Raw genomic sequence first — 24,932 nt, 5'->3', positions numbered from 1 at the left:
CTACAGGTCCCTACTCTGCTGCCCCCTATACTCAAACCTGTGGAAGATCCCGCACAGCATCCCGTTGCCACCCCGCGCATTATGGCCCTCGACGTCGGCGACCGCCGCATCGGCATCGCGCTCTCGGATCCTCTCGGCTACACCGCGCAGCCGCTTCTGACGCTCCACCGCGCCACATTGCGCGCTGATCTCAAGTCCGTCGCCCGCCTCATCCGGAAGCACGCGATCACCGAAGTAGTTGTGGGCAATCCGCTGTACATGTCCGGCGACCAGAGCCCCCAGGCGGCCAAGGCGCAGGCCTTCGCCCAGGCCCTCGCCGACCATCTCACCCCAAAGGGAGAAACGACAGGAGAGACGCCTGGCCAGCCTGCTCTGCCCATCCACCTGTGGGACGAGCGCCTGACGACCACGCAGGCCCACCGCCACCTCGACGACGCCGGGGTCTCCCGCGGCCAGGCCGGGCGCGACGAGCGCAAAGGGATCATCGACCAGGTCGCCGCGGTGTTGATTCTACAGGCTTTCCTTGATGCCAGGGCCTCCTCGGCCCGTTGATGGAGCCATCGGCCCTGCTGCCGCATCGTATAATGGTGGCTACACCCACACGCGCCCATGGCGGCACGCGGTAGAACTATTGTCCGCACAGCCCGGCGCGATCCGGAAGGCAGAATGCCCGAACAAATCATGAAACGGCTCGAAGAGGAGATCAAGCAGCTTGAGTATGAGCTGACCACCGAGCTTCCAGCCGAGATTAAGAAAGCTGTCGCCCTCGGCGACCTCAGTGAGAACGCCGAGTACCACATGGCCAAGCAGCGCCAGGTCTTCGTTAACGCGCGCCTCGGCCAGCTCAAGAAGCGCATGGGCGAGTTGGCGATGGTCAACCTCGTCAACATCCCCCATGACAAGGTCGGCTTCGGAGCCACCGTCACGGTCTTCGACGCCCATAAGAACGAGGAGATCGAGTACAAGCTCGTCACAAGCGAGGAGTCCGACGTCTCTAAGGGGCTCATCTCCACCACTTCCCCGATAGGCCGCGCCATCCTCGGCAAGAAGGTTGGCGACACGACAACGGTGGTCACGCCCAACGGCAAGCGCGAGCTCGAGATCCTCAAGCTCGTGACCATTCATGACGAATCGGTGTAGTGTTTGCTTGCAGTCCCCACGCGGGGCTGCCAGAGGGTTTAGGCAAAGTTGACTTGGACAAGCGCATTCGGCAAGGGCAGCGGTTGGCTGCTGCAGAAGATCGTCAACGGTCTCGCTCTATCCCGCATCTCGCCGAACACCCTCACCTTCATCGGCCTCATCATCAACATCATCGCGGCCATCTTCTTCGGCTACGGCAAGGGCGCGAACTCCAACCGGATGTTCCTCTACGCCGGGCTCACCATCATCGGGGCGGGCATCTTCGACATGGTGGACGGCCGCGTCGCGCGCCAGACCAACCAGGTCTCCATCTTCGGTGCCTTCTTCGATTCCGTAATCGACCGCTACTCCGACGTCGCCATCTTCTTCGGTCTACTGGTCTACTACGCGCGCGGAAACCGCCTCTTCTATGTCGGGCTGGTGGCCTTCGTCATGACGGCCTGCCTGATGGTCAGCTACACGCGTGCCCGCGCCGAGGCGCTGATCGGAACCTGCAAGGTCGGCTTCATGGAACGGCCGGAGCGCATCGTCTGTGTCATCCTCGGAGCGCTCTTCAACCGCTGGGGAGTCATGGCCGCCGCGCTGTGGGTGCTTGCCGTCTTCTCCACCATCACGGTCATTCACCGCATCCGGTATACGTACCTCGAGACCGAGCGCATGAAGAGGCTCGCCGCGCAGGCCGAGCAGCACGCTCAGGTCAGCATCCGCTAAGATACCCCCCATCGAATCATCGCAGTCTGTCAGTCACTTCTGGGCGAAGCTGGGATACTCTCTAAGCCATGCAGACGCTCCAGGATCTCGGCGTTCTCTACGCAGGATTGGCCAGCTACCTGGGTTTCTGGTACTGCTCGCCAAAGGCCGCGGAGAGGAGTATGACTCAGGCCGAGAAGATTGGGCTGGGCCTTATCGGCGTGGTCGGCCTGCTCGGAACACTCCTCGTCCTCTTCCGGCTTGACGTGCAGTAACGCGCCCGCCGGATCACGACAAAAGATCACGACAGAATCCGCTGCAGCACATTCGACTTCGCCAGATCGATCACCTCGTCGCCGCGTCCGCTCAGCACCGTGCGCGCTGCCCACAGCGAAAATCCCTTCGCCTGCTCGAACGTAATCGTCGGAGGCATCGAGAGCTCCTGCCGGTTCACCATCACCTCCACCAGCGCGGGTCCGGGGTAGGCCAGCGCCGCTTGCAGCGCGCCCTCCAAGTCGTTGGGGTACTCCACGCGAGCGCCGTGCATCCCGGTTGCCTTCGCAATCTCGGTGAAGTTCGGGTTATCCAGCTCGGTTCCGAAGTTCACGATTCCCGCCGCCTTCATCTCCAGTTCCACAAACGCCAGCGTGCCATTGTTGAAGCACACGATCTTGACCGGCAGCTTCAGTTGCCGCAGCGTCAGCAGGTCGCCCAGCATCATCGCGAGTCCGCCATCGCCTGAGAGCGTAATCACCTGCCTGTTCCGGTGCGAGGTCTGCGCGCCGATCGCCTGCGGCACCGCGTTCGCCATCGACCCATGCGTGAACGAGCCCAGCAGCCTGCGTTTGCCGTTCATCCTCAGATAGCGTGCCGCCCACACCGTCGGCGTCCCCACATCGCAGGTGAAGATTGCGTCCTCGCTCGCCAGCTTGTCCAGAACACGCGCCACATACTGCGGATGGATCGGGGTCTTGTTGTTGTCCGGCCCGGCCAGATCGTCAAGTCCCTCACGGACCTTCTTGTAGTCCTTCAGGTGCTGGTCGAGATGGCTCCGGTCGGTCTTCGGGTTCAGCAGCGGCAGCAGAGCCTCGAGCGTGTCCTTGACTGTACCGACGAGTCCCAGGTTTACCTTCGCGCGCCTGCCAATCTGGCTGCCGCGGAGGTCGACCTGGATGATCTTCGCCTTCCCGGGATAGAACTGCTGGTACGGAAAGTCCGTCCCCAGCATCAGCAGCGCATCGCACTCCTCCATCGCGTGGTAGCCGGAGCTGAAGCCCAGCAATCCCGTCATCCCCACGTCGAAGGGATTGTCGAACTCGATGAACTCCTTGCCGCGCATCGCATGAACCACAGGGGCCTTCAGCGCATCGGCCACCGCGATCAGCTCATCATGCGCGCCCTTGCACCCAGCTCCGGCAAGAATCGTGACCCGCTTTCCTGCGTTGAGAATCTGCGCCGCCTCGCGGAGCTCCGCATCCCCCGGCCTCATCACCGTCGCGGGCCGCTTCATCGGCAGAACTGCAGTCGTGTTTACAGCATCATGCAGAAAGACATCTCCCGGAATCACCAGCACTGCCACGCCCGAGTTCGTAATCGCCGTGCGCATCGCAATCTCGAGCGCTCGCGGCATCTGCTCGGCAATCCCCACCATCTCGCAGTAGTCGCTGCATTCCTTGAATAAGTTCTGTGGATGCGTCTCCTGAAAGTAGTTGCTGCCAATCTCCACGCTCGGAATATGCGCCGCCAGCGCCAGCACCGGCACGCGCGAGCGATGGCAATCAAACAACCCGTTGATCAGGTGCAGATTGCCCGGCCCGCAGCTCGCCGCGCACACTGCCAGCTCGCCCGTCAGGTGGGCCTCCGCGCCTGCGGCAAACGCCGCACCCTCTTCGTTGCGCACATGCGCCCACTCGATCGTGCCATCCCGCCGCAGAGCGTCGGTAAACCCATTCAGCGAGTCTCCGGGCAACCCATAGACCCGCTTCACGCCGGCATTCTTCAGGCTCTCCACGACCACGTCAGCCACAGTCTTCGCCATCGCATGCCTCCCCTGCTGAGGCTGTGCCGCATCGCAGACTGCCTCAGGCCGAAAATCATCCGCCTGGTCGATAAATGCCGCCTAACCCCTCTCGGGTTGCTCAGTCATTGCATTCAGGAAGAACGCTCGATGACCTGCTGCTCACCCGCAATCAGGGCAAGATCGGCCATGTCCAGGAAGAGGCCATGTTCCACGACTCCAACCATGGAATCGATCTTCGCCGCGATGCCGCTTGGGTCTTCAATCAACAGGCCGGAGCAGTCGAGAATCAGATTCCCTTCGTCCGTGATGTAGCGTGTCCCATCCCGATTCACTCGAATCGTTGGCGTGAAGCCTAGCTCTCGAAGCGAGTCGCTCACCAACGGAGTCGCCATGGGAATCACTTCAACGGGCAAGGGAAAGCGGCCCAGCTTCTCGACCTGTTTCGACTCGTCGGCGACGACGACGAACCGCTTCGATGCGCTGGCGACGATCTTTTCACGCAGAAGTTTTCCACCGCCGCCCTTGATCAGCGCGAGCCCGGGAGCAACTTCGTCGGCTCCGTCGATCGTGAGGTCGAGGCTACGGCACTCATCAAAATTGACGAAGGGGATTCCATAGCTCTTCCCCAGGCGCTCGCTGTCTTCCGAGCTTGCGATCGCCCGAATCTTCAGGCCATGGTCGCGCACTTTTTCTCCAAGCAGCTTGATCCAAATCGTCGCCGTCGATCCGGAGCCCAACCCAACCGTCATTCCGGATTCGACCAGCTCCAGAGCGCGTTGCGCCGCACGCAGCTTCAAGGCCGCCTGTTTGTCAGTGTTGCCAAGTGTCGCCATCGCCATCCCTCGCCTTATTTTAGGCAACAACGCAGTCGCCCATATTTCAGTCCGCGACCATCACAATAGGCCGGGTCCGCGGCAGCACGCCGCGATACGCCGCCAGCCCCATCAGAAGCAGCGCACCCACATAGACACCGAGCTTCACCAGGGTCCCCATCTGCGGCAGCGCCTTCCACACCCCCAGTAGCAGCGTCTGCGCCACGGTCACAGCCCACACCGAACCGTAGAAGCACCTCCGGTCCGTGCCCTCACCACCGGTCGAGAGGCCAACGCGCGGCAACCTGCCCGCGGCGCCGAGCAGCAAAATCACTCCGCACAACGGCAGGTAGCCATAGCCGTAGATCTGCTTCATGTACCAGACGCCGGTCGCCGCCGCGATTATCAGCCCGCACAGGTTCAGCAGTCCAAAGCTGATGACCGCGTTCCACGCGAACGTGTAGCACACGCGCCGATAGAGCGGGTTGGGCTTGTCCTCGTCAAAGCGCAGGATATACGGTCGTGGCTCGACACCCGGCAACCGCTCGCGCAGACCCGCCACTCCCGTCCCGGCCACCACTGCCATCAGCCACGCCAGATTGCCCCACCCAAATCCATGCGCAAACAGAGTGAAGGTCAGCGGTCCCGGCGCCAGAAAAAACACCCAGATCCATATGGGCCAGTGCGCCAGCCGGTACAGACGCGTATTCGCCTCTCGCATCTTCCGCGCCCGGGCGTATTCCACCTTCCCGCTATAACGCATACGCGGGAGTCTCGCAGAGGTTACGCAGGCTCGTCAATCAGCAATGGTGTGAGCGATCAACTCATCTACTGACCATTGAAGAGCCGCAGCCGCGAGCTGGCTACATTCTGCACGGAGGCAACGACAGGTGGAAGAATCTTGTATGGGACAACTTCGTCCGGGTGAGCTGCAAGGCTTGCTGTCAGGCCGCTCCTCCAGGCCACCCGCAGTTCGGTATTCATGTGGACGATGTTGATTCCGGCGGCGATCGCCTTGCGCAGGTCTTCGTCATCGGTTCCTGAGCCGCCATGCAGCGTCAGGAAAACCTTGGCGGCACTCTTGATCTGCGAGATTCGCTCGATGTCCAGGCGCTTTTTCGTCTGTCCTTTGACCATACTTTTGAGCATTCCGTGCATGTTGCCGACCGCGGGAGCCAGGATATCGATTCCAGTGGCTTCGACGTACTGTCTCGCTTCTTCCGGACTGGTGAGGCCTTTCGACAAGTCAGGAGCGACCTCCTTGATCTCAGAGCCGGTTCCGATGTCGCCAATCTCTCCCTCGACGAGGATGGAAGGGTTGATTGCCTTGAGCGCCTCGACCGCCTGTTTTGTCTGCTGCACATTCTGCTCAAAGGGAAGTGCGGAAAGATCGAACACGATGGCATCAAATCCAGCCCTGGCGGCCTCCTCTGCTTTTTTCAGCGAGTGCGTGTGATCCGCATTGAGGAAGATGGGGAAATCAGACTCCTCGCGCATGCTTCGCACAAGTGCCGCGAGCTGACGGTCTCCCATGAATTGGCGCTCACCCTCAGAGGCGCCAACAATCACCGGGACCTGCACTTCTCGAGCGGAGGCAAAGACTGCCTTCAATAGAACGAAATCGGCGATGTTGAAGTGGCCAACCGCCACGCCTCGCTGCTGCGCCTTCTCCAGAAGATTTCGTAAGTCCTGCATGGATCACACTCCTTTGCCAGCTATCCTCCGGCACGTGTCTGTCAGGCACAAATCTCCTAACAAGTCACGTGGAGAATGGCGTTTGCCCTGGAATCCTTTTCCATGAGCCCGAGCGCCTCACTGGTCGGGACGATGATCAATTCGACATGACGGCGTTTCGCTTCAGCCTTCACTTCCTTCATGACAGGCAGATTGCCGTACGCTCCGGTGCCGATCACCAGCCGCTCGCATTTCCAGGGGATCTTTTCCCCGATGGAGAGAGGCGTATGCCCAAACTCATCGCGGAATTGCTTGGAAGGCGCTTTCTTGCGTTTGCGGATCTCTCCGCGGTCGATCACCACGTCCTGCGTGTATGCGCTGCCATCGATCTGAAGGGTGCCAAAGGAGAATTTGTTGAAGTGCATAGGCGCCTCCTCGTGCCGCTGTGTTCAGCTCTTCTTCGAGGTGATGGCAGAGAAGGCAGACCAGCTCTGTTCTACCTCGTGACTTCCGCAGCACGGGCAGGCGGTCTTTTCCGCGTCATGCTCTGCGAGGGTCAGAACCTTTTCGAATGTCTTATTGCAGGCTTTGCAGAAGAACTCATAGTGGGGCATAGCAACCTCCCACGGTCTTTGAATGGTTCAGCGATTCTAGACCCACCGCTGGAGCAGGTTCAACATGGAGCGGTCGATTCGACGCAAGTGGTGTCTTTGCCTCGGGAAAGTACATTCCGCGTACACTGCTGGCGTATGGCGCTGGCGATTGAGAAGATCTCTGCGATTACTCTTCGGGTTGTGAACATGAAGGCCTCCGTGCAGTTTTACCGAAACGTGCTCGGCATGGAGCTGCTTTACGGCGGAGAACAGGCGAGTTTCTCCTCACTGCGAGCGAGCGATTCAGAATCTGCAATTCTGAACCTCGAGCAAGGTGACAGTGTGCCGCGGTGGGGCCGCATGATCTTCCACGTGACCGATGTGGATGAGTTCTGGACACATCTGCGGGAGAAAGGATTTGATCCTGAAATCCCGCGGGATGCGTCCTGGGGAGAGCGCTATTTCCACATGCTCGATCCGGATGGCCACCAGCTGTCGTTTGCTCGGCCCTCTAATCTGTTGTTCCCATAGCTGCGACTCCCGCTCGGGCGCCCCCATTCATGCCGCCGCCTCATCGCGGCATGGGTGGGAAAGAACCACACCTCCCAGCCACAAAACCTCTAACCTTTTTGGTTGTCATTCCGACCATCATTTTTGGTTGTCATTCCGAGCGAAGCCGAGGAATCTGCTGTTCGCCTGGAGGGCCACCCACGCTCGGGTGCCCCATCCTTCGCAGCTTCATCGCGAAGGGTGGGAATCACGGATGCCCGCCATGCTAATCTCAACCCGGATGCCCCCAACAGCGAATCACCCCAAGAACAAGCTTTACTACGGCGACAACCTCCAGGTCCTCCAATACATCCCCGACCAATCCGTCGACCTCATCTACCTCGACCCGCCCTTCAACTCAAGCCAGGACTACAACGTCCTCTTCGCCGAAAAGGACGGCACCCGTTCCGCCTCACAGATCACCGCCTTCAAGGACACCTGGGAGTGGAACGAAGAAGCGGCCCGCTCCTACGAAGAGGTCATCGAACAAGGCGGTCGCGTAGCCGACGCCATGCGAGCCTTCCGAACCCTCCTCGGGGGCTCCGACATGCTCGCCTACCTCGCCATGATGGCGCCGCGCCTCGTCGAGCTACGCCGCGTCCTCAAGGAAACCGGCTCCATCTACCTCCACTGCGACCCCACCGCAAGCCACTACCTCAAACTCCTGCTGGATGGCTGCTTCGGAGCCGAAAATTTCCGGAGCGAGATTATTTGGAGACGGAGCAGCGGACACAACAAGCTAAGCAGGCAATTCGGCCCTATCCACGACACGATCCTTTTCTACGCGAAATCGGACGCCTCCTACTTCCGTCCAGGCGTGAGGCCAGTCTCTCGCGGTTACGTACGCGAATGGTTCACGAATGAAGATGAGGGCGGCCCATTCCGGACGAATATGCTGACAGGACCAGGAGTAAGGACAAAGGACAGCGGTAAACCCTGGAACGGCTTCGATCCCACGACGGTCGGTCGTCATTGGGCTATTCCTCTAAGTCTCAAGCCTCTGCTTCCGGAGGAAGCGGCAGAGTGGACCACACAACGCAAGCTTGACTTTCTCAATGACGCGGGCATGATCTACATCCCGAGAAATGGGATGGGACAGCCGAAATACAAGCAATACCTCGGGTCAGGGATTCCGTATCAAGATATTTGGGCATGCCAGCCATACACCGAGGGAACGCTTTTCGGAACAGAAGAAAGTATTGATGCTGATGTGAAATGGCTTGGCCACGAGGCCGAAAAACTCGGGTATGACACTCAAAAGCCCGAGGGCTTACTCGAACGCATATTAAACAGCAGCTCTCAAGAAGGCGACGTAGTGCTCGATCCCTTCTGCGGTTGCGGAACCACCGTGCAGGTCGCGCAAAAACTCAACCGCCGCTGGATCGGCATCGACATCACCCATCTCGCAGTAGGCCTCATCAAGACCCGTCTCGACGACTCCTTCACCCCCGAAATCCGCAAGACCTACGAAGTCATCGGCGAGCCCACCGACGTCGCCGGTGCCCAACAACTCGCCTCTGAGAACAAGTTTCAGTTCCAAGCGTGGGCTCTAGGACTAGTCGGTGCAAGAGTGGCGGACAGTGACAAAAGAGGAGCGGATCGCGGAGTAGACGGGCGAAAGAACTTCCACGACGACAACACCGGAAAAACGAAGCAGATCATTTTCTCCGTAAAGGGAGGCCAGAGCGTAGAAGACTCCGAGTTGCGCGATTTAGCGGGTACACTCGCTGCGGAAAGTGCCGACATCGGCGCGTTTATCTCTTTAGCCGAACCGACGAAGCCCATGCGCAAGCGCGCCGCTGAAGCCGGCTTCTACACTTCCTCAGACGGCACCAAATACCCCCGCCTCCAACTCCTAACCATCAAGGGCCTGCTCGAAGGAACCCAGCGCCTCGAACGCCCCCTGCACGTCCGCGAGGTCACCTTCAAAAAAGCCCCCCGCTCTCGCCCAGAAGTCGCCGCCAACCTCACCCTCAACCTCACCGGTGATCCCGGTGAGTGAGATTGCATACTCACATATCTACCCGCAGAGGAGTATTACCTACGCCCATGGAAGACCTGTTCATTACCATCTTCGTCGCACCCTCCGAAGTAGCAAAACTGATCCGCGGCCGCTACGTCTGCCTTGTGCGTCACGACGGGGAGGAACGTTGGTTTACCGACGATTCCCTCGTTAGCCTCTCGGGCGAACTTTCGGCCTACGAACTCGATTGGCCATTCATCGAGAGAGAGCTGCTTGACAAAAACGCTTGGCGGTTGAGCTAGCCGGGTGCCGGGTGCCCCATTCATGACGCGGCTTTTTCGCGTCATGAGTGGGTTCCACTCTGCCGAAGGCCGGAGCGAAGTCCGAAGGACGAAGCGACTGATCTATTGCTTTTCTGCCGTCTAACGCGCCACAAATTCATAGATCTAAGAGAATAGCTATCGATGATCGCTCAAATCCGGCCAAAATCGCATGTCAAGCCCCAAAATCATCTAAGTCCATAGAACAAAGCAACTTCCAGGTGGCAAACTAGTTCCGGCGAGTTGCTAAAATAGAAGTAGATCAGAGCCCCGGCCAGCCGGGGCTTCACTCTTTAACCCGCAACCCATTTGTTGTGAAGACTTTGAATCCTAGGCCCTTCTAATGGAATACTTTACGCCGCAAGTCCAAGCCTAAGCCTATTTGATTCAAGATTTTGCACAAAAACGGGGGAGAGGGGGGCATCGCTCGACCCCGCTTCCATACAATGCTCAGAGAGATGAAGCCGCAACCGACACTGCTGATCCACGGCGGAGCCTGGGCCATGCCCGACGACGCCATCGCCGCCCACGAGGCCGGCATCGCCAACGCCCTCGCCGCCGGCTACCGCCTCCTCGAGCGGGGAGCGAGCGCCGTCGACGCGGTCGAGACCGCCGTCGCCGTCATGGAAGACGACGAGACCTTCGACGCGGGGCGCGGCTCATTCCTTACCCGCGATGGACGCGTGCAGCTCGACGCCCTGCTGATGAACGGTGCCAACCTTCGCACCGGCGGAGTCGCCTGCGTCGAGCGGCTGCGCAACCCCATCCACGCGGCGCGACTGGTGCTCGACTACAGCCCGCACGTCTACTTCGTCGGGACGGGCGCGGAGCGGTTCGCAACGCAGCACGGCATGACGCTCGTCGACAACACGGAGCTCATCGTCCCGCGCGAGCGTGAGCGGCTGATGGCCTTCCAGAAGGCCGAGCTCGAGGGCGCGAAGGACACCACGTTCTCCGGGCCGCCCACGCTGGACAAGGAGAAGGGGGAGCCGTCCGAGATGGTTCCTGACCCGACGGCGCACTCGCACGACACCGTCGGGGCGGTCGCGCTCGACCAGCACGGCAACCTCGCCGCCGGGACCAGCACCGGAGGAACGCTGTCAAAGGCCCCCGGCCGCGTCGGGGACTCCTCGCTGATCGGCTGCGGCTGCTACGCCGACAATCTTTCAGCGGCGGTCTCGCTCACCGGCTGGGGCGAGCCGATCATGAAGCTCGTCCTGGGCAAGTGGGCCGTCGACCGCGTGGCCGCAGGCTCGTCGCCGCAGGAGGCCGCGGAGGCTGCGATCGACTACCTCTACGACCGCCTCCAGGGCCACGGCGGAATCATCCTGCTCGGCCCGGACGGCCGCATCGGCCTCGCGCACAACACGCCGCGCATGGCCTGGGGTCTGCAGACCCCCGAGGGCTCACGGCTCGGTGTGACGCGGAATCCCTGACAATAGCAACGACGATGAACGACTCACTCTTCACCGAGCAGACCGGACCGCAGAAAGGCTACGACGACCGCCTCCCGCACATCCACCGGCTTCTGCTGGGGCACTTCGGCCAGCCTCCGGCGCGCGAGTCGTCGGACCCGCTCTCGCAGTTCATCTACTCGCTGCTGGCCACGCGGACGAAGACGGAGCTGACCTACGCGGTCGTCCGCCATCTGCGCGAGCGCTTCGGCTCGTGGGAGAACCTGCGCGACGCTCCGTTGCCGGAGATCGAGCAGGCCATCTCCAACGTCACCTTTCCGGAGCAGAAGGCGCTGCAGCTCAAGGCGGCGCTTGAGGCGATCACGGCCCGCGTCGGCGAGCTGACGCTGGACTTCCTCGCGCGCTACCGCACGGACAAGATCCGCGCGTGGCTGGAGCAGTTCCCCGGCGTCGGCCCGCAGATCAGCGCGGCGGTGGTCAACTTCAGCACGCTGCGCCGGCGCGCGCTGCCGATCGACGCGAACCACCTGCGCGTCGTTCAGCGGCTCAGCCTGACACCGCGCGCCGATGCGGCGACGACGGAGGAGCGCCTGATGCGCCTGGTCCCCGAGACGTGGACCGCCGAGATGCTCGACGAGCACCACGCGCTGGTCAAGAAGCTGGGCCAGACGCTCTGCACCTTCGACGGACCGAAGTGCAGCCAGTGTCCTCTGCTAAAGCTGTGTCCTTACGGCCGGCGGCAGGTGGAGGCTGGCGGGGGCGGACGAAGTGCCGAAGCAGGCACAGATTAGTACGAACCTCTTGCCTAGTGAATGCCCATTCATGTAGAACATCGCGTCGCAAAGATTTGCTTTTCTGCCGCTGCGAAACGTTCGCAGTCATGGGTGCTTACAAGGGGTCTTGTCTATGATGAAACGTCGTTTGCGGCTCTCTCTTCTTTCGCTGGCCACAGCTCTGTCGCTTGCACTGTTGTTCGATCTGCAGGCGGCGTCGGCCCAGAACGTAGACTCGGCGCAGCTCAGCGGCGCGGTCCACGATCCTTCGGGAGCTGTGGTTCCGGGCGCGACCGTCACGATTACTGACGACTCCAGGGGCTACGTGCGCACGACGACGACCAACGGTCAGGGCAACTACCTGCTGCTGCTACTGCCTCCGGGAACCTACACCGTGACGGCGACCGCGGCTGGGTTCGCGAAGCTGACCGGGAACCACGTCGTGCTCACCGTGGGCGAGCAGGCCGAGCTGGCGCTGAACCTCTCCATCAGCGGCAGCGAGACGGTGAACGTGGACGCAGGTGCCGACATCATTGAGACGCAGCGCAGCTCGCAGTCCACGACCGTCGACCAGGTCCGCATCAATAACCTTCCCATCAACGGTCGCAGCTACATCAACTTCACCCTGACGAACTCGCAGATCGCTCGCGATGCAGCGCCTGCAGTCGGAGCGATCCCGACCAGCGGGCTGAACTTCGGCGGCGTGCGCGCCCGCTCGAACTCCATCAACGTCGATGGCGCCGATGCAGGTGACTACATCTCCGGTGGAACGCGTGCGACGGTCTCGCAGGACGCGGTGCAGGAGTTCCAGATCGTCACCAACGGCTTCGCAGCCGAGTACGGGCGCGCGTCGGGCGGTGTGGTGAATATCGTGACCAAGTCGGGCACAAATGCGACGCACGCGAGCGCGTATGGCTTCCTGCGCAACCGCTACATTCAGGCGACCAACCCGTTCTCGACGGTCAATCAGCCTGCATATACTCGCGTGCAGGCAGGTGGCACCGTGGGCGGCGCGATCGTTCCGGACAAGACGTTCTACTTCTTCTCGGCCGAGATCACGCGGCGGCAGGAGTCGGGCTTCTCCGACATCGGACGCAACAACTTCGGCCTGACGAACATCGACGTCAGCAAATTCTACGGCGCTCCTGCGGGTGCGCTGACGATTCAGGGGACACCGGAGCAGAAGGCGTTTCTCTCGGCCGCGCCTGCGGCGACCCCGGGGATCCGGCAATACGTGGCGCTGGTCGGCTCGAGCTCGTCGCTTGCGCTTACGGGCAAGAATCCTGCGTTCCTCGCGCCGGTGATCGGGGGGGCCAACTTCGTAACGTCGGGCCAGGCGACTCCGGGTTCGTATGTTCCGCTGAACAGCCTGATAGGCAACTTTCCGGTGACGGAGAAGACAGAGGTGTACTCACTGCGGCTCGATCACAAGCTGACGAGCAATCAGCAGATCTTTGTGACGGCGGGCATTAGCCCGAGCTACATCACCGGAATTCAGGAGAATGCGGCGAACCAGAACCTCGGCGAGAACTCCTTCTCGCGCACGGCGACTCAAACGTTCCACGACTTCGCTATCGCCGGTCACTACACGTACCTGATCGGCGCGAACAAGGTGAATGAGCTGCGCGTGCAGTATGCGCGGCATCCGATCCGGTTTGCTCCGACGAGTTCGACAGGCGGCAGCGGCGTAGCGGTGAACATTCCCGGCTTTGCCTACTTCGGCAAGACGCCGTTCTCGGTAGTTGATCGCATCGAGAACCAGTCGCAGTTCGAGGACAACTTCACCTATACGCGAGGCCACCACACCTTCAAGACGGGAATCGATCTGCGCTATATTCCGATCAACCTCAAGCAGGGACAGCTCTACGGCGGAGGCGATTACACCTTCGCCGGGCTGGGCGCGACGGACATCTCACCACAACTGGCGGGGCTTCCGGGCTTCTCGCCGATTCAGGCGTACGGCCTGGGGATTCCGCAGTCGTTCGCGCAGGGCATCGGGCGGACGACGTTCAAATACGACCTCAAGGTGCTGGGAGCGTTTCTCGAGGACAGTTGGCGCATGACAAGCCGTCTCACGCTGAACGCAGGCCTGCGCTACGACGTCGAGGCCTTCCCGACGCAGGGTGCGCTGAACGCCAACACCTACGCGGCTGAGCGGGCTTTCGGGGTCCGCCAGGGGATTCGGCTGCAGGACACGAACTTCGCTCCGCGCATCGGCGTAGCGTACGACGTTCGCGGCGACGGCACGACGGTGGTGCGGGGGAACTACGGACTGTTCTACGACCGCGCGCCGGGCAATCTGGAAGCGCAGTCGAGCGTCTTCAACTCGACGACGGTGCCTCTGACGATCCTCGCTGGCGGAGCGCCGTGCACGGCGGCGAGCACAATCAGCCCGCTGAACCTGAACGCGACGAATACGTTCCAGGGCTCGCTATCGAATCACAACTGCCTGCCCGTTCCAGGGCTGAACTATCTTCCTGGAGAGCAGCGCTTCGATCCGAACAACACGGCTTCGGTCTTCGTGAACCAGAACTTCCTTGCGAGCGGATTCCCGCTGGCGATTCTGCCCTCAGGCCTGCCCGCGGACCTGCACTATCAGACGCCGTATGTGCAGCAGATCTCGTTCGGCATCGAGCAGGATCTGGGTCACGACCTCTCGCTGAATGTGGCGTACAACTCGACCGGCGGACGGCACCTGAACCGGCCGGTGAACGTGAACCCGGTGAATCCATCGTTGCTGGTGGCGAACTGGCGCGCGGCGGTGGCGGCGGTGAAGGCGGGCACGGCATCAGTGTTGCCCGGAACTCCGGTGACGGCGGTCGCAGGGCCGACATCGAATCCACTGACGGTGGCGACAGCGAGCGGCACCGTGCCATGCGGACTTGGGCCGGGCGGGCCGTATGTCGCGCCTCCGCTGCTGAACTTCTTCCGCAAGTCGGGGCTGAACGAGTCGCTGGCGCCGTTCCTGGTGAGCGTGGGTGCGGGGCAGTGCGTTGCGCTGGCCAGCCAGATTGCGGCGAGCGAAGGCCTGGGCGTCGGCGTGCCGGTTCCGTTCGGCGATATGTCTCCCAACCTGACGACGGGGACCTCGAGCTACAACGGCCTGAGCGTAAACCTGAGGAAGCGCTTCTCGACGCAGTATGAGTTTCTGGTGAGCTACACCTGGTCGCACGCGATCGATGACTCGACCGACGTCGTCTCGACCTCGGACTCTCCGCAGAACAACTTCAACCCGAACGCGGAGCGCAGCAACTCGACCTTCGACCAGAGGCACCGGGTGGTGATCTCGGGCGTGTACAACTCGGGACGGCTGGGCGGCACGGGTTTTGTGCCGGCGGTGTTCTCGAATGTGACGGTGGCTCCGATCTTTGAGGTGTCGTCAGGAAGGCCGTTCAACATCCTGACGGGCACGGACGCGAACTTCGACTTCAACCCGCTGACGGACCGGCCGAACGCGGTCTCGCCGACGAGCGGTGTGACGGGCTGCGGAACGGCTCCAGTGCTCTCGAAGTACTCGCCGACGGGGGCGTTCAACCTTCCGTGCTACATCGACGCGCCGGCAGGAGCGGCAGCGGGGAGCAGCTACTTCAACGGCAACCTCAGCCGCAATGTGGCGACGAAGCCCTATACGGTCTTCACGGACCTGCGGCTGGCCAAGGCGTTCACCTTCGCGCACGAGACCTCGCTGCAGCTTACGGCGGACGTCTTCAACCTGATCAACAAGAACAACACGCTGGACGTGAACCTGCTGTATACCGCGGCAGGACAGGAGACGGCTGCGAGTGATCCGCGGCAGTTCCAGTTTGGGGCCCGGTTGTCGTTCTAGGGAGGGGGTACCCCGTCCCCCTTGTTTGGAGCAAAGTCTTCATTACAGGTGATTTAGGTTCGGACTTTGAGTGCAAATTCTTCCATCTAAAGGGCTTAAGGGTCAAAATATTGAAAATAAACGTGTTAACGGTGAAATGCCCGGATTCGGTCCGGGCATTTTCCGTTTCTATTTCTATTGTAGCGAATTGAGGAAACTGCTCTGCCAGCTGTAAGTTGCTTCGTTTGTTTGAGATGGGTGGTATTGGGGCTTGACATGCGATTTTGCGGGGGTTTTGAGGGTTTTATTTTGAGGCGAGGAGCGATGCCTGAGCCGCTCGGCAACTGGTCAACACAAGCGCTTTATCATTACTAATCGGCCTTTCGGCGCCTAAATTATTCTCAATGAGTGCTAAGGCCAGAAGTCAACAGTTGAGCCAAGGGTCACTTATGCGGAAAGGCGACTATTCGGCCGAGCGGCGAGAAGCCTGTTCTAACCAAGCCTTCGCCGCCAGCCTCAGCTGTATCTCGCGCATGACGATTGTCAAAACGGCAACTTCCTATTTCGCCTGCACCAGCTCCGCAATAACCGCAGCAAGTTTATCGAGTATCTGGTTCCAGCCCTCCATTTGACCGCTATTTTTCGCGCTCTCCATGGGTTCATTTCCAATGAAGGTAAGTTTCGTCTGGCCGTTTCCGAGATCCTCAAAGATGGTCACGTCGTACGCACCGTCTATAGCCTCATGTTCTATTCCTAATTGCGCAGGCTCGATCTTGTTTCCCTTCGAGTCGGAAAAGTACATCAAGGAAACGATCTTCTCGTATGGAACAATCTCGTGGTATTCAACCGCATTCCAGAACTCCTGCCCATCCGGCGACTTCATGCAGCAGAGGAATTTTCCTCCAACGCGAAAATCCATCTCGCAAACGGGCGCAGTAAAGCCCTTCGGTCCCCACCACTGCATCACGTACTTCGGGTCTGTCCACGCCTTCCAAACCAACTCGCGTGGGGCATCAAAAACTCTTGTAACGACCATCCGCTCAATTTCGCTAACCGTGTTTTCTGTCATCTCTGGCCTCCTCTTTCTTCATTTGATTTACAACGACATCCAGTTTGTCGAAACTCTCTTCCCAGAATCGGCGATAGCTAATCGCCCAGTCGCTGACCGTCTTAATCGCCTCTGGCCTAAGCGTGCACACACTCTCTCGTCCACGCTTCGTCTTGATTACAATCCGCGCCCGCACCAGGTAGGCAATGTGTTTTGAAATCATCTGCTGCGAGAGTGCAAACGGTTCCGTCAATCCATGCACAGAGGCAGGCCCATGGGAGAGTCGTTCGATCATTGCCCGGCGGGTTGGATCAGACAAAGCCGCAAATGTTGTACCCAGGTTATCCACAACCATATAGTTGTGGATAACCTGGGTAATGTCAAGTGTGAATTTGGCGATTCTTGATTTCTGTTCCCTGATCTCTGAACTCTGACACCAGCGCTGATTGATACTCTGCGCAGGTGGGCGAGCCGGCAAGGGTTTGGCGCTGGCATCAGGGGCAGGAGGAATGCGGATTGTCTCTGGAACCTTCTCGGTGTCTCACCGCCCTGTTGGGCAAGTGATCTTTGCCAGACGACTCACTAGGACCTACGCGGTGAGTGGTAAATCGCCAAACCACTCATCGAACACTGCGGGCGGAATTTTGGACTTCGGAGTTCTAGGAGGGTGACGGTCAATCCGGAAGTTGAGGTCAGTTGGTGCTAACAGGGGCAGTGCACTCCTTCAGCAGGCTAAATTGTGGTGCCACGAGGCGAAATACAGGTTCTTCGGCTTCGTTCAGCCTTGAAACAGGGAACTTTGGGGTGAGTTGCGTGCGTAGATGCTTGTGGGCGGCTGTAGACTGGACGCTCCGAGAGAGCGCTATGGAATTCAAAGAAGCCTTGATGATTGCCCTGCAGTCGCTATGGGCGAATAAGTTGCGCACGATCCTCACGCTGCTGGGCGTGGTGATTGGGGTGGCCAGCGTCATTGCGGTCGTGACGCTGGTGAACGGGGCCAATGTGTATGTCGCCAGCAAGGTGAACAAGTACGGCGCGGATGTGTTCACTATCAGCAAGCAGCCGCAGATCCTCACCAACTACAACGAGTATGTGAAGTGCCTGAAGCGGAAGAACATTCTGCTGGACGATTACAGGTACCTGGCGGACAACTGCAAGCACTGCTCGCAGGTGGGCGCGCAGCAGACGACCTTGGGCAAGATCGTCTTCGGGACGCAGTCGAGCACAGATACGGTGATACGCGGCCAGACCTATGCGATGCCCGAGATGCAGAACCTGAACGTCGTGCAGGGGCGCGGCTTCACACCAACCGACGATGAACATGCGTCGCACGTGGCGATCATCGGGTCGGACATTCAGGAGAACCTGATGAAGGGCGACGACCCGATCGGCAAGGAGATTCGGGTGGACGGCTCGCCTTACACGGTGATCGGCCTTGGCGAGAAGCAGGGCAAGACGCTGGGGCAGAGCCAGGATAACTGGGTGGCGGTGCCGCTCTCGGCATTCCAGAAGACGTATGGCACGGCGAAGTCGGTGACGATTTATGCGAAGGCGGGTGGCGGCGAAGGCGCGCTGGAGAGCGCGACCGATGAGGGGAGGGTGCTGATGCGCGCGATCCGACACGACGCTCCGGGGCAGGAGGACAGCTTTACGCTGGAGACGAGCGACACGTTTGTGGGGCTGTGGAAGAACATCAGTTCGGGGTTTGAGGCTGTGGCCGTGGCGATTGCGGCGATCTCGCTTGTGGTGGGCGGAATCGTCATCATGAACATCATGCTGGTGAGCGTGACGGAGCGGACGCGCGAGATCGGCGTGAGAAAGGCGCTGGGAGCGCGGCGCGGAGACATTCTGATTCAGTTTCTGATTGAGTCGGGCACGATGGCGCTGGCGGGCGGCGCAATTGGCGTCATCGGCGGCATGGTCGTGGCGCAGGTTGTGACGGTGCTGCTCGGGTTCCCGTCGACGATTGCGGTCTGGAGTATCTTTGCGGGACTGGTGGTTGCGGCGAGTGTTGGGATTTTCTTTGGCGTGTATCCTGCGCGGAAGGCCGCGGATTTGGACCCGATTGTGGCTTTACGTTCTGAGATTTGAAGGCATATGCGGAAATATAGCTTGTTGGGGTTTACATCGCTTGCCATATCAATCGTTTCACTGACTACGTTCGTATTCGTGGCGATAAAGGGTCTGCAGGCGGGACTAAATTATCCAAATTTTCCGGATTGGTTTTCTCGCCCAGTCTGGAGATGTTTTAAAGCTTCCTTTCTGGCAATCGGCGTGAGTTTTATTGCGGTATTTCTTGATCGAAACAAAATTCCGTCGATATCAGCGTTTGTGCTGTCAGTAGCAAATATTTTTTTGATTGCATGGTGCACTACAGCAGACTAGGAATTGGATGGTGAGGCGATGAATGCTGGCGATCAGAAGGAAGCGGTGAAGATGGCGTTGGACCAACTGCGCGCCAACAAGCTGCGGTCGGGGCTGACAATTCTGGGGATTGTGATCGGCGTGGTGACGGTGATTGCGATCTCGTCGGTGATTAATGGGCTGAACTCGAACGTCTCCGCGTGGGTGGCGACGATGGGGACCAACGTGCTGTGGGTGTTTCGGTTCCCGGTGATTGGGGTGCGGCCGACGACTGAGATGCTGACGCGCAAGCAGCTGACTATGGACGATGCGCTGGCGATCGCGCAGCTTCCTCATGTGGTCGCGGTGTCTCCTGGATTGCAATACCGGAACCAGCAGTGGGGCCAAGGTTCGGTGACGGCGAAGTACGGAACGCGGAAGTCGGAGAATGTCTCGCTCGAGGGCGATACGCCTTCGGTGACAACGGTGTATGACTTTGACATTCATCAAGGGCGGTACTTCACCGAGCAGGATGAGGAGCGTGCGACCGACGTTGTGGTGCTGGGGCACGATACGGCCGATGACCTCTTCGGCGGTCAGGAGAACCCGATCGGCAAGGAGATAACGGTTGACGGCAGGACCTTTACGGTTGTCGGGACGCTGGAGAAGAGGAGGGCTCCGTTTGGCGGCGGAAAGAATCCTGACGACAACTTTGCGTACTTTCCGGTTACGACGTTTCACAAGCTGCATCCCGAGGTGCTGGATTACTGGGTCAGCGTGAAGTTTGACGATCAGAAGAACAAGGCCACGGTGATTGATGAGATTACAGAGCTGCTGCGGCGGAGGCGGAAGGTCCGGAATGAGGCGGAGGACAACTTTGCGATCTTTGGCTCGGACTCGCTGACGCGGCTGTGGCAGCAGATTACGGGAAGCTTGTTTCTGCTGATGTTTGGGCTCTCGGCCGTGGGGCTGATGGTGGGCGGCGTGGGCGTGATGAACATCATGCTGGTGAGCGTGACAGAGCGAACCCGTGAGATCGGCGTGAGGAAGGCGATCGGCGCGACTAAGAAGGTGATTCTGGCGCAGTTCACGCTGGAGGCCGTGGCGCTGTGCGCGCTGGGGGGGATCATCGGGATTCTGCTTGGTGGTGCGCTGGCGTTGGGGCTGAGGTACATCCTGTCGTCATTGGTGTCGCCGTGGTGGGTGATTGCGGCGTTCCTCTGCTCGTGCACGATCGGACTGGTGTTCGGGATATACCCGGCGTGGAAGGCGGCGAACCTGAACCCGATTGATGCGCTGCGGTATGAGTGATTCTCTGATAGAAGATTCGCAGGGAGAAAAAGGCGAACGCAAAGGGCGCTGAGGAAGACGCAAAGCACGCCACGGCTACCTTCGCGGCCGTGGCGTGCTTGCGTGGCGTTCTTTGCGTTCAGCGCTGTTTGTGCTCCGGTTGGGAGGAGCGCGAAGATGAATCTCAAAGACGCAGAGGCGATAGACTGGAAGGATGGTGGCTGTTGTTGTTGAAGGGGTGACGGCGCTGCTGGCGCTGGCTGGCGGGGCCTACCTTGTGCTCGCTCTTTGGGGAGCGCGGGATTTCAATCGTGCGTGGCGCGCGCGTGATGTCAATGCGGGGTTTGCGCCGGATGTTTCGATCCTGAAGCCGGTGAAGGGTGTCGATCACCGGATGTTCGAGGGGCTGGAGAGCCACTGCAGGCAGAGGTATGCGGGGCGGTTCGAGATTGTGTTTGGGGTGAGCAGCCTGGATGATCCAGCCGTCGCGGAGATTGAGCGGCTGCGGGAGGAGTTTCCTGAGTGCGCGATCAAGCTGGTGGAGTGCAGCGAACGGCTGGGGACGAGCGGCAAGGTGAGCAACCTGGTGCAGATGCTGCGCGAGGCGAGCTTTGAGTTTGTGCTGATCAACGACAGCGATATTCGGGTGGGGCCGCATTATCTGACGCGAGTGATGGCGGGCTTCAGCGACGCGAAGGTGGGGATGGTGACGGCTCCGTACCGCGGGATGACGGCAGATCGTGGCGCGACGCTGTGGACGAAGCTGGAGGCGCTGGGGATCGCGACGGATTTCTTTCCGGGCGTGCTGGCGGCGCGGTGGCTGGAGAAGGGAATCCGCTTCGGCCTAGGGTCGACGCTGGCGATGCGGCGGGAGTCGCTGGCGAAGGCCGGGGGCCTCGAGCCTCTGGTGGAGTGGCTGGCCGACGACTACGAGATGGGTGCGCGAATTGCGGCGGCGGGGTATCGCGTGGAACTGGCTCCGGAGGTGGTGGAGACGACGGTGCCGGCGTATGCGTATCGAGGGTTTGCGGACCATCAGCTGCGGTGGGCGCGGTCGACGCGGGACTCGCGGAAGGTGGGATATCTAGGGCTTGGCATCACTTACGCACTGCCGTGGGCGATGATGACGTGCGTGGCGAGCGGGTTTGCGCTGTGGAGCTTTACGCTGTTGAGCGTGGTGGCTCTGGCGCGAGTGGCGGTGGCGTTGAGCGTCGGCGTGGGCGTGCTGCGGGATGCGCAAGTGCTGCGCGATCTGTGGCTTCTGCCGGTGCGGGACTGCTTCGGGCTCGCGTTCTGGCTGTGGAGCTTCGCGGGCGACACGGTGGTGTGGCGCGGCGAGCGGTTCCGGCTCAAGGACGGGCAGCTCAGCAGAGTTGCGAGCGAGGGCTGAGGTTGGTGTGAAGGCCTGAAGCAGTTCGCAACAATTTAATTTTAATTGCAGTTCGTCACAAACTCGGGGAATTCGTCTCATGAGTGCGTAACAGAAGGCATCACTCGTTGTATGAGCTGCCATCTGGAGGTGCTTTATGGCGTCCTCGTCCAGGTTACGTTCCAGTAGGTTGCAGAGTCTGGGGTGCTTCGCACTCTTGTTGTGGCTTACATGTCGCGCGGATGCCTTTCAGTCAGGCGGGCTTGGGTCGCTGACGCTGGAACAGAGAGTTGCGCGTGAGAATCAGCTGATACGGGCTGGCGAGCGGTCAGGGCTCGATCCGCTTAACCTCGGGAGGCTATGGGGACATCTAGCCTCGGACTATGAAGATGAGGCGGAGTTTGAGAAGGCGGAGGCCGCGTATAACCATGCGCTGCAGCTCTTTGAGCACCTGCCGGCCGGAGCGAAGGACTATGTGGTGGCGCTGGGCAATCTCGGCTCGTTGTATCTGCTCACGCACAGGAACGACGAGGCGATGAGGTGCCGAAAGCGTGCGCTGGCGGCCCGCGAAGCGATGGGGGACAAGCTCGAGATTGCGCGAGGCAAGGAGCTTCTGGCGGAGGTGTATCTCGCCGAACACAAGTACAAAGAGGCGCGGCAGACGGCGGAAGAAGCCTACGACTCCATGGTTGCACTGAAGGACTCCAATAGCAGCGAACTTGTCGCGACGCTGATTACACTTACGTACTCCAGTTGCATGCGTGGGCAGTGCGCTTACGCGGTGGACCGAGGGCGGGAGGCGAAGTCGCTGGCTCTGAGTGCGCCCGAGGCTGATTCGTTGCCGCTTGGCGAAGCCCGGATGGCGCTGGGCTACGCGGAGTGGAAGGCAGGAATGAAGGATGATCCGGATGCGGAGATGCGCGAGGGAATTCGGATTCTCCGGAGATGGATGACGCCAGGGCATCCGTATGTGCTTGGAGCGATGAGGCAGTACAGCAAGTATCTGAATGAGACGCACCGCACGGTGGAGGCAAAAGAGGTTGCTGAGGAAGAAAAGAGGATGAATACGGCACAGCAGTACACGTGTGCCAACTGCACCGTGAGCGTGTATGGCCTGCGTGTGCGCTAAGGTCCTGGTCGTGTTGCCTGAGTTGCGGGTTGATCGCAGCGCGGCGTAAATTGCTCTGAAGCGCGACTCATCCGCTATTTTCTGACGTTTCGTCACAAACGAGCAAACGAGACAATCTGGGCTGCGTACTAGGACATGGGTCACCTGGCTCTGCCGGAGGTGATTTATGGCGCGTCCTGCGTTAAGTCTTCCGTCTATCGGTTCACAGATTGTGGCGTGGCTCGTGGGCGCTTTGGTTTGCGCCGCGTCGTATGGTGGTGCGGCGTATGGGGTTGAGGCGCAGACGGCGGTTTCGCAGTCGCCTGTGACGCTTCCGGAGCGGGTAGCCGCGGAGGTGGAGGCGATTGATGCGGCGGCGAGGGCGGGTATGGCTCCGCTGAAGCTGGGCAGGTTGTGGGCCCGTCTTGCCTCGGACTACGAGGACGAGATGGACGTTGTGAGGTCGGAGGACGCGTACAACCAGGGGCTGCGGCTACTGGATGCGGCGGGGGCCAGGTTGGACTACGCGGTGGTGTTGGACAACCTGGGATCGCTGTTTCTGATCGAGGGCAACTACGTCGAGGCGGAGCGTTGCCGCAGGCGTTCGCTGACGGTGCGTGAGGCGCTGGGCGACAGGCTGGAGATTGCGCGGGGCAAGGCGCATCTGGCGGAGGTGGAGCTTGGCCGGCACAGGTATAAGGACGCGGCTCAGGATCTCGCGGCGGCCTATAGCGAGATGGTGGCGCAGAAGGATCCTGATGCGGAGGAGATGGTTGCGACGTTGTCCTCGCTGGTCTATGCGGAGTGCGGGTACGACAGCTGCGTCGGCTCGCTGGAACACGCAAGGGAGGCTCTACTGCTGGCACACAAGGCTTTTGACGCCGACTCGCTGCCGGTGGGGCAGGCGCACCTGGCGCTGGGTTACGCAGAGTGGAAGGCAGGGATGAAGGAGGGCCCGGAGGAGGAGATGCTTGAGGGCATCCGGATCATGAAGGCGCGTACGTCGCCGACGCACCCCTATGTTCTGGCAGCGCTGCAGCAGTACCGGGCGTATCTGGAGTCGGAGCATCGCGGGCCGGAGGCGAGGGAGATCGCGGCACAGGTGTCGCAGATCGAGGGCGTGAGGCGGAGCGAATGCATCAACTGCACGGTGAGCGTGGACAGGCTGCGTGGGCGGTGAGGAGCCGACGAATCCAGGTACCTGCTTTCAGCTGAATTGGGTTGGTCGACGGGGATCTCTTTGTCTTGGCTCCATCCGCAAGACTTCTCATTATCGATGCAAAATATTGCAGCTTCAATGTTGATTGAGGGCGAAGTTCTTTCTATTCCAACACTTAGATATGGCAGCTGAAGTGCTTTGAACTCGTCTAGGGTGCCTCGTGTACCTTCAATTCCTGCTATCGGAGCCTTTCAGCCCATGAGAAAGTTGATTGCCTTTTTTGCGCCTGTCTTGTTCTCTATCACCGCATTTGCGCAGCAAACGCCCTTTTCGGTCAGTATCACCGTCGACGAGCAGGGTAATGGTCTTTTCACGAACTCAGACAAATTCAGCACTGGGCTGAACGGCACATTGCAGAATGATCCGGGACCGGGTGGTCTCGCAAATGTGCTGACCTACAGTCTGTTGAATCCGCCGAGCCTGGTTTCCGGAGACGTCCTTTTGACCGAGGGCGAGGGCTTTCTGGATTTGATCCGGTTCAATGCCTCCAACGGGACCCTGGTGTTTTATTCCGACAACCTCGACGGCTTTGACAGCCTTGGGGATACCTCCGGACCTCCTGAGGGGTTTTACGAAAATAGCATCAGCATTCCAGAGGTGGGACCCGAGGGCAACAACTTCGCGCTGTATACGCCGACTGAGGGGCAACCTGGCTTTGTTGCTGGAGTGGATGTGAACTACAAGTTCATCAGTGACAATGATTCGCCGGTGCCGGAGCCTTCGAGCCTGGCTCTCATGGGGACCGGTCTGGTTGGAGTTGCTGGCGTTCTGCGCCGGCGCTTCTGCGCGTAATGCAACCTG

The 24,932-nt window shown here is 60.2% G+C and carries 24 protein-coding genes; 16 read left to right on the top strand and 8 right to left on the bottom strand.

The genetic code is table 11. The features are described from left to right. Nucleotides 1-39 precede the first annotated feature (39 nt). From ruvX to OHL16_RS09120, 4 genes are all read left to right on the top strand, one after another. Complete coding sequence (ruvX, locus tag OHL16_RS09135) at nucleotides 40-552, top strand: Holliday junction resolvase RuvX (RefSeq protein ID WP_317891054.1); 513 nt, start codon at nucleotides 40-42, stop codon at nucleotides 550-552. Between the two features lie 114 nt (nucleotides 553-666). Next, the gene (locus tag OHL16_RS09130; protein WP_263366801.1) at nucleotides 667-1,140 is read left to right on the top strand and encodes a GreA/GreB family elongation factor; all 474 of its coding nucleotides are present in this window, start codon (nucleotides 667-669) and stop codon (nucleotides 1,138-1,140) included. A gap of 48 nt (nucleotides 1,141-1,188) precedes the next feature. After that, nucleotides 1,189-1,851, top strand: a complete 663-nt coding sequence (locus tag OHL16_RS09125; RefSeq protein WP_263366800.1) for a CDP-alcohol phosphatidyltransferase family protein — start codon at nucleotides 1,189-1,191, stop codon at nucleotides 1,849-1,851. Between the two features lie 68 nt (nucleotides 1,852-1,919). Then, complete coding sequence (locus OHL16_RS09120; RefSeq protein ID WP_263366799.1) at nucleotides 1,920-2,105, top strand: hypothetical protein; 186 nt, start codon at nucleotides 1,920-1,922, stop codon at nucleotides 2,103-2,105. A 26-nt stretch (nucleotides 2,106-2,131) separates the two neighbouring features. Here OHL16_RS09120 and poxB read toward each other — a convergent pair whose 3' ends face one another. The 6 genes from poxB to OHL16_RS09090 all read right to left on the bottom strand — a co-directional run bounded on the left by poxB (nucleotide 2,132) and on the right by OHL16_RS09090 (nucleotide 6,950). Then, nucleotides 2,132-3,868 (bottom strand): ubiquinone-dependent pyruvate dehydrogenase, encoded by a 1,737-nt coding sequence (poxB, locus tag OHL16_RS09115; RefSeq protein WP_263366798.1) that lies wholly within the window; start codon nucleotides 3,866-3,868, stop codon nucleotides 2,132-2,134. A gap of 113 nt (nucleotides 3,869-3,981) precedes the next feature. Continuing rightward, nucleotides 3,982-4,689: a ribose-5-phosphate isomerase RpiA gene (rpiA, locus tag OHL16_RS09110; protein WP_263366797.1), complete on the bottom strand. Its 708-nt coding sequence runs from the start codon at nucleotides 4,687-4,689 to the stop codon at nucleotides 3,982-3,984. 40 nt (nucleotides 4,690-4,729) lie between these two features. Further along, nucleotides 4,730-5,425 (bottom strand): hypothetical protein, encoded by a 696-nt coding sequence (locus OHL16_RS09105; RefSeq protein ID WP_263366796.1) that lies wholly within the window; start codon nucleotides 5,423-5,425, stop codon nucleotides 4,730-4,732. A gap of 65 nt (nucleotides 5,426-5,490) precedes the next feature. Beyond that, nucleotides 5,491-6,357 carry a class II fructose-bisphosphate aldolase gene (locus OHL16_RS09100; RefSeq protein WP_263366795.1) on the bottom strand — a complete coding sequence of 289 codons (867 nt, stop codon included), beginning with the start codon at nucleotides 6,355-6,357 and terminating at the stop codon, nucleotides 5,491-5,493. A 56-nt stretch (nucleotides 6,358-6,413) separates the two neighbouring features. Continuing rightward, nucleotides 6,414-6,761, bottom strand: coding sequence for an MTH938/NDUFAF3 family protein (locus OHL16_RS09095; protein ID WP_263366794.1), 348 nt, complete (start codon nucleotides 6,759-6,761; stop codon nucleotides 6,414-6,416). Nucleotides 6,762-6,785: 24 nt separating this feature from the next. Next, nucleotides 6,786-6,950 carry an FmdB family zinc ribbon protein gene (locus tag OHL16_RS09090; protein ID WP_263366793.1) on the bottom strand — a complete coding sequence of 55 codons (165 nt, stop codon included), beginning with the start codon at nucleotides 6,948-6,950 and terminating at the stop codon, nucleotides 6,786-6,788. Between the two features lie 135 nt (nucleotides 6,951-7,085). Here OHL16_RS09090 and OHL16_RS09085 point away from each other — a divergent pair, with 135 nt between their 5' ends. The 6 genes from OHL16_RS09085 (at nucleotide 7,086) to OHL16_RS09060 (ending at nucleotide 15,775) form a co-directional block, all read left to right on the top strand. Beyond that, nucleotides 7,086-7,460 carry a VOC family protein gene (locus OHL16_RS09085; RefSeq protein WP_263366792.1) on the top strand — a complete coding sequence of 125 codons (375 nt, stop codon included), beginning with the start codon at nucleotides 7,086-7,088 and terminating at the stop codon, nucleotides 7,458-7,460. Nucleotides 7,461-7,701: 241 nt separating this feature from the next. Then, complete coding sequence (locus OHL16_RS09080) at nucleotides 7,702-9,480, top strand: DNA methyltransferase (RefSeq protein WP_263366791.1); 1,779 nt, start codon at nucleotides 7,702-7,704, stop codon at nucleotides 9,478-9,480. A 47-nt stretch (nucleotides 9,481-9,527) separates the two neighbouring features. Then, entirely contained in the window at nucleotides 9,528-9,743 is a 216-nt protein-coding gene (locus OHL16_RS09075; protein WP_263366790.1) for a hypothetical protein, read from the top strand. Between the two features lie 464 nt (nucleotides 9,744-10,207). Continuing rightward, entirely contained in the window at nucleotides 10,208-11,197 is a 990-nt protein-coding gene (locus tag OHL16_RS09070; RefSeq protein ID WP_317891053.1) for an isoaspartyl peptidase/L-asparaginase, read from the top strand. Nucleotides 11,198-11,211: 14 nt separating this feature from the next. Beyond that, on the top strand, nucleotides 11,212-11,967 hold the full coding sequence (locus OHL16_RS09065) for an endonuclease III domain-containing protein (RefSeq protein ID WP_263366788.1): 756 nt from the start codon (nucleotides 11,212-11,214) through the stop codon (nucleotides 11,965-11,967). Between the two features lie 115 nt (nucleotides 11,968-12,082). After that, complete coding sequence (locus OHL16_RS09060; RefSeq protein ID WP_263366787.1) at nucleotides 12,083-15,775, top strand: TonB-dependent receptor; 3,693 nt, start codon at nucleotides 12,083-12,085, stop codon at nucleotides 15,773-15,775. Between the two features lie 538 nt (nucleotides 15,776-16,313). Here the strand turns inward: OHL16_RS09060 and OHL16_RS09055 are convergent. Together OHL16_RS09055 and OHL16_RS09050 are read right to left on the bottom strand one after the other, a co-directional pair. Further along, a complete protein-coding gene (locus OHL16_RS09055) occupies nucleotides 16,314-16,823 on the bottom strand; it encodes an SRPBCC family protein (protein ID WP_263366786.1) in 510 nt (169 codons plus the stop codon). Then, nucleotides 16,804-17,280, bottom strand: coding sequence for an ArsR/SmtB family transcription factor (locus tag OHL16_RS09050; RefSeq protein ID WP_263366785.1), 477 nt, complete (start codon nucleotides 17,278-17,280; stop codon nucleotides 16,804-16,806). The genes OHL16_RS09055 and OHL16_RS09050 overlap by 20 nt, the downstream gene beginning before the upstream one ends. Nucleotides 17,281-17,666: 386 nt before the next feature. On the opposite strand from OHL16_RS09050, the gene OHL16_RS09045 reads away from it, so the two are divergent. From OHL16_RS09045 to OHL16_RS09020, 6 genes are all read left to right on the top strand, one after another. Further along, entirely contained in the window at nucleotides 17,667-18,893 is a 1,227-nt protein-coding gene (locus OHL16_RS09045) for an ABC transporter permease (protein WP_263366784.1), read from the top strand. Between the two features lie 312 nt (nucleotides 18,894-19,205). Continuing rightward, complete coding sequence (locus OHL16_RS09040; RefSeq protein ID WP_263366783.1) at nucleotides 19,206-20,456, top strand: ABC transporter permease; 1,251 nt, start codon at nucleotides 19,206-19,208, stop codon at nucleotides 20,454-20,456. A 193-nt stretch (nucleotides 20,457-20,649) separates the two neighbouring features. Then, the gene (gene hpnI / locus OHL16_RS09035; RefSeq protein WP_263366782.1) at nucleotides 20,650-21,825 is read left to right on the top strand and encodes a bacteriohopanetetrol glucosamine biosynthesis glycosyltransferase HpnI; all 1,176 of its coding nucleotides are present in this window, start codon (nucleotides 20,650-20,652) and stop codon (nucleotides 21,823-21,825) included. Between the two features lie 199 nt (nucleotides 21,826-22,024). Continuing rightward, nucleotides 22,025-22,933 carry a tetratricopeptide repeat protein gene (locus OHL16_RS09030; protein ID WP_263366781.1) on the top strand — a complete coding sequence of 303 codons (909 nt, stop codon included), beginning with the start codon at nucleotides 22,025-22,027 and terminating at the stop codon, nucleotides 22,931-22,933. A 166-nt stretch (nucleotides 22,934-23,099) separates the two neighbouring features. Continuing rightward, on the top strand, nucleotides 23,100-24,092 hold the full coding sequence (locus OHL16_RS09025) for a hypothetical protein (RefSeq protein ID WP_263366780.1): 993 nt from the start codon (nucleotides 23,100-23,102) through the stop codon (nucleotides 24,090-24,092). A gap of 237 nt (nucleotides 24,093-24,329) precedes the next feature. Continuing rightward, nucleotides 24,330-24,923, top strand: coding sequence for a PEP-CTERM sorting domain-containing protein (locus OHL16_RS09020; RefSeq protein WP_263366779.1), 594 nt, complete (start codon nucleotides 24,330-24,332; stop codon nucleotides 24,921-24,923). Nucleotides 24,924-24,932 lie beyond the last annotated feature (9 nt).

Origin of the sequence: Edaphobacter bradus (assembly GCF_025685645.1) — a bacterium.
In the GTDB taxonomy this organism is placed as follows: Bacteria; Acidobacteriota; Terriglobia; order Terriglobales; family Acidobacteriaceae; genus Edaphobacter; species Edaphobacter bradus.
This window is presented reverse-complemented; position numbering and strand designations above follow the sequence as displayed.

What these genes read in the sequence shown, in the direction of transcription:
- hpnI (WP_263366782.1), top strand. Translation starts at nt 20,650, where the DNA reads ATGGTGGCTGTTGTTGTTGAAGGGGTGACGGCGCTGCTGGCGCTGGCT.
- OHL16_RS09025 (WP_263366780.1), top strand. Translation starts at nt 23,100, where the DNA reads ATGGCGCGTCCTGCGTTAAGTCTTCCGTCTATCGGTTCACAGATTGTG.
- OHL16_RS09090 (WP_263366793.1), bottom strand. Translation starts at nt 6,950, where the DNA reads ATGCCCCACTATGAGTTCTTCTGCAAAGCCTGCAATAAGACATTCGAA.
- OHL16_RS09065 (WP_263366788.1), top strand. Translation starts at nt 11,212, where the DNA reads ATGAACGACTCACTCTTCACCGAGCAGACCGGACCGCAGAAAGGCTAC.
- OHL16_RS09070 (WP_317891053.1), top strand. Translation starts at nt 10,208, where the DNA reads ATGCTCAGAGAGATGAAGCCGCAACCGACACTGCTGATCCACGGCGGA.
- OHL16_RS09085 (WP_263366792.1), top strand. Translation starts at nt 7,086, where the DNA reads ATGGCGCTGGCGATTGAGAAGATCTCTGCGATTACTCTTCGGGTTGTG.
- OHL16_RS09080 (WP_263366791.1), top strand. Translation starts at nt 7,702, where the DNA reads ATGCTAATCTCAACCCGGATGCCCCCAACAGCGAATCACCCCAAGAAC.
- OHL16_RS09100 (WP_263366795.1), bottom strand. Translation starts at nt 6,357, where the DNA reads ATGCAGGACTTACGAAATCTTCTGGAGAAGGCGCAGCAGCGAGGCGTG.
- OHL16_RS09075 (WP_263366790.1), top strand. Translation starts at nt 9,528, where the DNA reads ATGGAAGACCTGTTCATTACCATCTTCGTCGCACCCTCCGAAGTAGCA.
- rpiA (WP_263366797.1), bottom strand. Translation starts at nt 4,689, where the DNA reads ATGGCGATGGCGACACTTGGCAACACTGACAAACAGGCGGCCTTGAAG.
- OHL16_RS09020 (WP_263366779.1), top strand. Translation starts at nt 24,330, where the DNA reads ATGAGAAAGTTGATTGCCTTTTTTGCGCCTGTCTTGTTCTCTATCACC.
- OHL16_RS09040 (WP_263366783.1), top strand. Translation starts at nt 19,206, where the DNA reads ATGAATGCTGGCGATCAGAAGGAAGCGGTGAAGATGGCGTTGGACCAA.
- OHL16_RS09045 (WP_263366784.1), top strand. Translation starts at nt 17,667, where the DNA reads ATGGAATTCAAAGAAGCCTTGATGATTGCCCTGCAGTCGCTATGGGCG.
- OHL16_RS09055 (WP_263366786.1), bottom strand. Translation starts at nt 16,823, where the DNA reads ATGACAGAAAACACGGTTAGCGAAATTGAGCGGATGGTCGTTACAAGA.
- OHL16_RS09120 (WP_263366799.1), top strand. Translation starts at nt 1,920, where the DNA reads ATGCAGACGCTCCAGGATCTCGGCGTTCTCTACGCAGGATTGGCCAGC.
- OHL16_RS09095 (WP_263366794.1), bottom strand. Translation starts at nt 6,761, where the DNA reads ATGCACTTCAACAAATTCTCCTTTGGCACCCTTCAGATCGATGGCAGC.
- OHL16_RS09130 (WP_263366801.1), top strand. Translation starts at nt 667, where the DNA reads ATGCCCGAACAAATCATGAAACGGCTCGAAGAGGAGATCAAGCAGCTT.
- poxB (WP_263366798.1), bottom strand. Translation starts at nt 3,868, where the DNA reads ATGGCGAAGACTGTGGCTGACGTGGTCGTGGAGAGCCTGAAGAATGCC.
- OHL16_RS09105 (WP_263366796.1), bottom strand. Translation starts at nt 5,425, where the DNA reads ATGCGTTATAGCGGGAAGGTGGAATACGCCCGGGCGCGGAAGATGCGA.
- OHL16_RS09060 (WP_263366787.1), top strand. Translation starts at nt 12,083, where the DNA reads ATGATGAAACGTCGTTTGCGGCTCTCTCTTCTTTCGCTGGCCACAGCT.